This window comes from Rhodococcus sp. NPDC059234 (genome assembly GCF_042754225.1).
GTDB lineage: Bacteria > Actinomycetota > Actinomycetes > Mycobacteriales > Mycobacteriaceae > Rhodococcus_G.
The window spans coordinates 1-6,465 of the sequence record NZ_JBHZAH010000183.1 but is presented as its reverse complement, the minus strand read 5'-3'; the positions used below and the strand labels follow the sequence as shown (position 1 = coordinate 6,465).

The window sequence follows — 6,465 nt, the reverse complement described above, 5'->3', positions numbered from 1 at the left end:
GCACGAGCTCGAGCGCCGCGACGGCTCGACCGCCCTGATCTCGATGTGCGCGGGCGGCGCGCTGGCCACCGGCACCATCATCGAGCGGATCTGACCGGCATGGTGCCGGCCGTGGGACGCATCCACCGACGGCCGGCACCATCATCGAACCCTCGAGGCCCTCGGTGCTAGGCCCTCCCGGGGCACCTAGGGTGGGCGCTCGCGTGAGCGCGTCGGATCGACTCCCAGTGGCACAACCCGATCCCGCGCTAGAACCGGCAGCAGCAATTGTCGACCCACAAGCTCCGGACTCGGTCAGACCGAAGTGCCGCTGCCTGGACGTGGGCGGCGGTAGAAGTCCCGGTAGGTGCGCAACGCCATTGCCACGTAGGCGATGGTTTTCGGAATCATAAGCAGTCCGACCAACGGTGATCGCCGGCCGAACAGGACGACGGGGGTGTAGAAGGCGCAGGCCAGCAGCATCTTGCTGAACCAATTCCACGTTTTGCCGAAACGAACTCGCCAGGCGTCGAGGGTGAAGACGTAGAAGAACGTCATGGTGATCGAGGAAACCATCTCGCCGATACCGATCAGGCTGGTGCGCTGGCCCAGCCAGGTGACGAACGACTCGTCCCTGCCTCGGACAAAGGCGAAGACGCGGAATCCGACATGGGCAGTGTCGCCGATGGCAAGCATGGTGATGCCCTGCGCAGCAGATCGGCGGTGCGGCGATCCTCCGACGCGACGTGTTCCTTGCGGCGGTCCATCGCGGCGACGAGAACCCAGACGGTGACGATGTAACTGACGTCGAAGACCGACTCGAACCACTTGCGGGCGGGGCTGTCCTGCGGTACGAGTTGGCTTCCGGGCCTCCCTCACGCGGCCCAGCGTGCGGGCGATTGCGTGGCACCATGGGTTGATCTCGGCGCAATCGCGACAGTTCGTGTCCGGGAGCAGCTTTCGAGCGAGAACGTCCAGATGCTGGTACCCGTGGGCGATGCCAGGGATGTACCCGTGGGCGATGCCAGGGATGCGGGGGCAGTTGGTCGGAGCCGACGTTTTCTTCTGGTCGGTCACATGCGGCACTGGCACGTCCCGCAGCGCCGGATCCGACGCTCAGGCTCCCTGAGTGGGTCCGGCACGGCGTTAGGCTTGAGGGGTCTCGCCCGGGCTGGGTATGCCAGGGTTCGGTCGCCTCGATCGAGGAGGACGCGATGTCCCACGAATTGCTCACGGCCGATACCCTGCTCGCCTCGCTGCGCGCAGAACTGTCCGCAGTGGAACGGGCGATCCGCTCGCACTGCCTGCTGGAGGCGCTCGCCGCCGGGCGCGTCCCCCAGGATCGGCTGCGGGCGTTCGCGAGCGAGCAGTATGGGGTCGTTTCCAGCGACCGGCGCAGCTTCGCGTTCCTCGCCGGGCGCTTCCCGGAGCCTCCCGCCGGCGACCTGTTCCTGACCCTTGCCGCCGGCGAAGGCCAGGCGCTCGCCAGGTTGCTGGACTTCGCCGCCTGGCTGGGCCTCGACGAGGCGGGGTTGCGCAGCCACGAGCCTGATCCCCGAGCGCAGGCCTACCCGGCATTCGTGGCGTGGCTGGCGCTCAACGGCTCGCGTGCCGACGTGACGCTGGCGTTCCTGGCCAACTTCGCCGCGTGGGGCGCCAACTGCGGGGCCGTGGCACGGGCGCTGCGCGAACGCTACGGCGCCGGCGAGGCGGCGCTCGCGTTCTTTGCATTCTTCGCCGAGTCACCGCCGGATTTGGAGGAGCAGATGCTCGCGATCCTTCAAGCCGGGCTGGATGCGGGCGACACGGCCGTACGCGCCCGGCGCTGCGCCCGCCTGCTGCAGTCCTACGAGCTCCTCTTCTGGGACAGCGTCGCGCAGGGGATCGCCTGATGGCGATCAGGTAGGGCACATGCTGCGACCTCGACAACACGGGTCCAGGGAGTAATTGGCGTCCAGAAACCCGACGTGGACATCCGGGGATTGCAGTCACGATGTTGCATCCGATGCGCTACGCAGGAACGTTGCGTGCAACGCCAGCCCGCTGGTTGCGATTCGCTCGCACGAGCTGCCATTGATTCGTGTCGGGTCTGCGGAGTGAGCTCGTCGGCCGTGACGGTCCGGGCTCACGGCCGGTGCGGTGGAGGCAATCTGGTCGCCCCACACCGGCCCGCGCCGAATACGCCTCGCGGCGTCTGCGCGGCGGGACTGGCAGAATCGGCCGCGTGGACACGCCAGCGAGTTCCAGCGCCTCGCCGGCGGTCGGCCGCGCGCTCGACATCCTGGTCCGGCTCGCGCAGCGCCCGGGGCCGGTGCGGGCGGCCGCCCTTGCCCGCGACCTCGATCTGCCCCGCTCGTCGGTGTACCACATCCTCTCGGTGCTGGTGGACCGCGGCTTCGTCGTCTACGTGCCCGGCGAACAGGCGTACGGGCTCGGCGTGACGTCGTTCGAGATCGGTTCCGCCTACCTGCGGCACGAGCCGCTCGAACGTCTCGCGCAGCCGATCCTGCACCGGCTCGCCATGCAGCTCGGTCAGGCGGTGCACCTGGGCATCCTGCACGGCAACGAAACCGTCTACCTGCTCAAGGAACGTCCCACCTCGGGCCCGGCTGCCGAGGTCTCGCTGATCACCGACATCGGTGTGCGGCTGCCCGCGCACCTGACTGCCAACGGGTGCGCCATCCTCGCCGCACTTCCCGACGCCCAGGTCAAGGCGCTGTACTCGCGGCGGGGCGACTTCATCACCCGCACCGGACTCGGCCCGCGGACCCTGACCGAGCTGCGCCGCACCCTCGCGGAGACCCGTAGCCGCGGCTGGGCGGAAGAGGTGGACCTGGTGACGACGGGACTGCGATCGGTGGGCACGGCCGTGTTCGACCACAACGGCCGCGCGGTCGCTGCGCTGAGCACCACCTGGCGCAGGCAGTTGGCCTACCCCGAGCCGGACGCCGTTGGGCAGATCCTCCTCGGTGGCGCGGATCGCCTGACCTCCCACATCTCGGGCCACGCCCCGTCCCCCGGCTGAGTCGGCAACTTCGGGTCTTGTGAGGCAGTTCACAGGGTTGTACAGTCCTGTATATACAACTGCTCACGAGAGGATGGCGACGATGACGCAGGCCTGGGACGAGGACTTCCGCGCCCGGATGGTGGACCCGGTATTGGCGGAGTTCTACCGAGGTGCCCTCTCGGAGGCCTACAAGCACGACTTCGACCCCGGTCGCGCCGTCGCGGACGTCACCCGAGTCGAGGCGCTGCGCACGGATTCGTTCGAGGTCGCACTGCACGAGCCGACCGGATCGGCGCGCGGGCAGCTGCGACTCACGTTGTACATCGACGGCGATGCGGTCTCGCTCAGCCGCATCCTGCCCGTGATCCAGTCCCTCGGCGTCGAGGTGCTCGACGAACGCCCCTACCCGATGGCCGACTCGACCGGCAGTCCGTGCTGGATCTACGACTTCGGCCTCGCGCTCGGCAACGATCCGGCACCGGCCGACACCGTCACGGCCACCCGGTTCACCGAGGCCTTCGCCGCCGCGTGGCGCGGCGACGCCGAGGTGGACACCTTCAACCACCTGGTGCGTCGCGCCGGGCTGACCTGGCGGCAGGTGTCGATGCTGCGGGCATACGCGAAGTACCTGCGTCAGGCGGGATTCGCGTACAGCCAGGAACGAATCGCGGAGGTCCTCTCCGCCCACCCCGGGTCCGCTCGATTGCTGGTCGAACTCTTCGAGGCCAGCTTCGACCCGGCGGCGAACCGCCAGGACAGGCGGGACGAGCTGACCGGCCTCCTCGACGAGGCGCTCGGCAGCGTGGTCAGCCTCGACGAGGACCGCATCCTGCGTGCCTACACGACCCTCATCCGGAACACCCTGCGCACCAACTACTTCGCCCACGGCGGTACCTCGCCGTTGTTGTCGTTCAAGTTCGATCCGCAGCAGATCGACGAACTCCCCCACCCCCGACCGCGATTCGAGATCTACGTCTGCTCGCCGCGGGTCGAGGGCGTGCACCTGCGGTTCGGTTCGGTGGCCCGCGGCGGACTGCGCTGGTCGGACCGCAAGGAGGACTTCCGCACCGAGGTGCTCGGACTGGCGAAGGCGCAGGCGGTGAAGAACGCGGTGATCGTGCCGGTCGGGGCCAAGGGCGGCTTCGTCGTCAAGCAGCCGCCGGCGCCGACCGGGAGCGACCGGGCCGATCGCGAGGCACACCTGGCCGAGGGGATCGCGTGCTACCGGCAGTTCATCGCCGGACTGCTCGACGTCACCGACAACATCGACACGGCCACCGGTTCGGTCGTGCCCGCCCGCGACGTGGTTCGCCGCGACCCGGACGACACCTACCTCGTCGTCGCCGCGGACAAGGGCACCGCGACCTTCTCCGACATCGCCAACGAGGTCGCCGCCGAGTACGGCTTCTGGCTCGGCGACGCCTTCGCCTCCGGCGGCTCGGTCGGCTACGACCACAAGGCGATGGGCATCACCGCGCGTGGCGCCTGGGAGAGCGTCGCGCGGCACTTCCGTGAGATGGGCCGCGACACCCAGTCCGAGGACTTCACCGTCGTCGGTATCGGCGACATGAGCGGTGACGTGTTCGGCAACGGAATGCTGCTCAGCAACCACATCCGACTGGTCGCCGCATTCGATCACCGCCACATCTTCCTCGATCCCACCCCGGACGCGGCGACCTCGTTCGCTGAACGCAGTCGGCTGTTCGGCCTGCCGCGTTCGTCCTGGGCGGACTACGACCGCTCCCTGGTCAGCGCCGGCGGAGGGGTGTGGGCACGCTCGGTGAAGTCGGTGCCGATCGGCCCCGAGGTCCGCGGCGCACTCGGCCTCGCCGATGACGTGTCCGCTCTGGCCCCGGCCGACCTGATCGGTGCGATCCTGCGCGCGCCGGTCGACCTGCTGTGGAACGGCGGTGTGGGCACCTATGTCAAGGCGTCGACGGAATCGCATGCCGCGGCGGGAGACAAGGCCAACGACGGGGTGCGGGTCGACGCGTGCGCCCTGCGCGCCCGGGTCGTCGGGGAGGGCGGGAACTTGGGGCTGACCCCGCTCGGCCGCATCGAGTTCGCTCGTGCCGGCGGACGGGTCAACACCGACGCACTCGACAACTCGGCCGGCGTCGACTGTTCCGACCGCGAAGTCAACATCAAGATCCTGCTCGCCGGGCTGGTCGCGTCCGGTGACCTCGAGCCGGACGAGCGGGACGTGCTGCTGCGTTCGATGACCGACGAGGTGAGTGGACTCGTCTTGGCGGACAACAGGTCGCAGAACCGCGTCCTGGGAGTGAGCCGGTCCACCGCGGCCGCCACCCTCGGCGTCCATGCCAGGATGATCGCCAGGATGGAGAGCGACCGCGGCCTCGACCGCGCACTCGAGGCGCTACCCGACAAGCGCGAACTGTCTCGTCGTGCGCACGACGGCACGGGGCTGACCTCCCCCGAACTGGCCACCCTCATGGCGCACGTGAAGCTCGCGGTCAAGGAGGAGCTCCTGGCCGGCGACCTGCCGGAGGACCCGGCGCTGCGCGACCGCCTGCGCGCCTACTTCCCGGACGCCCTGTCGCACCGATACGGCGGCCACCTCGACACGCATCGGCTGCGCCGCGAGATCGTCGCGACGATGCTCACCAACGAGGTGATCGACCACGGCGGACTCACTTTCGCGTTCCGGCTGGCCGAGGACTCGGCGGCGATAGGGTCCGACGCCGTGCGCGCCCACGTCGTCGCGGCCCGGATCTTCGACCTGAACCAGTTGTGGGCCGACGTCGCCGAGAGCGGGCTGCCGACCGACGTCACCGACGCCCTGGTGGTCGACACGCAGCGGGTGCTCGACCGGGTGTCGCGCTGGCTGTTGGCCAACCGTCCGCAGCCCCTCGACATCGGCGCGGAGGTCGAGCGATTCGCGCCGCGACTCGCCCGGCACGGGCACCTGGTCCCGGAATGGCTTCGCGGGCAGGAACTTGCCGACCTGCACGCGCGGGTCGCCGGGTCGATCGACGCGGGAGTTCCGCACGATCTCGCGGCCCGCGTGCACCTGCTGCTCGACCAGTTCGGTCTGCTCGACATCATCGAGGTGGCCGACGTCAGTGGCCGCGAGGTGCCGGAGGTCGCGGAGCTGTACTACGCACTGAGCCAGCATCTCGGCGCGGTGCACCTGTTGCAGTCGGTGTCGAGACTGGCCTACGACAACCGATGGAACTCCCTCGCCCGGCTTGCGATGCGGGACGATCTCTACGGCTCCCTGCGCGCACTGTGCCTGGACCTGCTCGGCACCGCGGCGGACACCGGGGAACCCGCCGCCGCGATGATCGCCCGCTGGGAGGAGCGCAACTCCACTCGCATCCTGCGGGCACGCTCGACGTTGGAGGCGATCTTCGAGAGCCCGTCCGTCGACGTCGCGGCCATGTCGGTTGCGGTGCGCCAGATCCGAAGCCTGGTCGGCAGCGCCTGAGCCGTGCCCGAGCCGGTCGACCCCCGGGGTC

The 6,465-nt window shown here is 69.3% G+C and carries 3 protein-coding genes and 1 pseudogene; 3 read left to right on the top strand and 1 reads right to left on the bottom strand.

Features of this window, described 5'->3' with window-relative positions; all coding sequences use genetic code 11:
* Positions 1-294: 294 nt before the first annotated feature.
* The gene (locus tag ACFXGJ_RS23730) at positions 295-675 is read right to left on the bottom strand and encodes a hypothetical protein (protein WP_378625709.1); all 381 of its coding nucleotides are present in this window, start codon (positions 673-675) and stop codon (positions 295-297) included.
* Between the two features lie 518 nt (positions 676-1,193).
* Between ACFXGJ_RS23730 and ACFXGJ_RS23725 the strand changes: the two genes are divergently transcribed.
* The 3 genes and pseudogenes from ACFXGJ_RS23725 to ACFXGJ_RS23715 form a co-directional block, all read left to right on the top strand.
* Positions 1,194-1,871 carry a hypothetical protein gene (locus ACFXGJ_RS23725; protein ID WP_378625708.1) on the top strand — a complete coding sequence of 226 codons (678 nt, stop codon included), beginning with the start codon at positions 1,194-1,196 and terminating at the stop codon, positions 1,869-1,871.
* A gap of 332 nt (positions 1,872-2,203) precedes the next feature.
* Positions 2,204-3,004, top strand: a complete 801-nt coding sequence (locus ACFXGJ_RS23720) for an IclR family transcriptional regulator (protein ID WP_378625707.1) — start codon at positions 2,204-2,206, stop codon at positions 3,002-3,004.
* Between the two features lie 73 nt (positions 3,005-3,077).
* Positions 3,078-6,434: pseudogene (locus ACFXGJ_RS23715) on the top strand (NAD-glutamate dehydrogenase); the annotation flags it as partial.
* Positions 6,435-6,465: the final 31 nt, after the last annotated feature.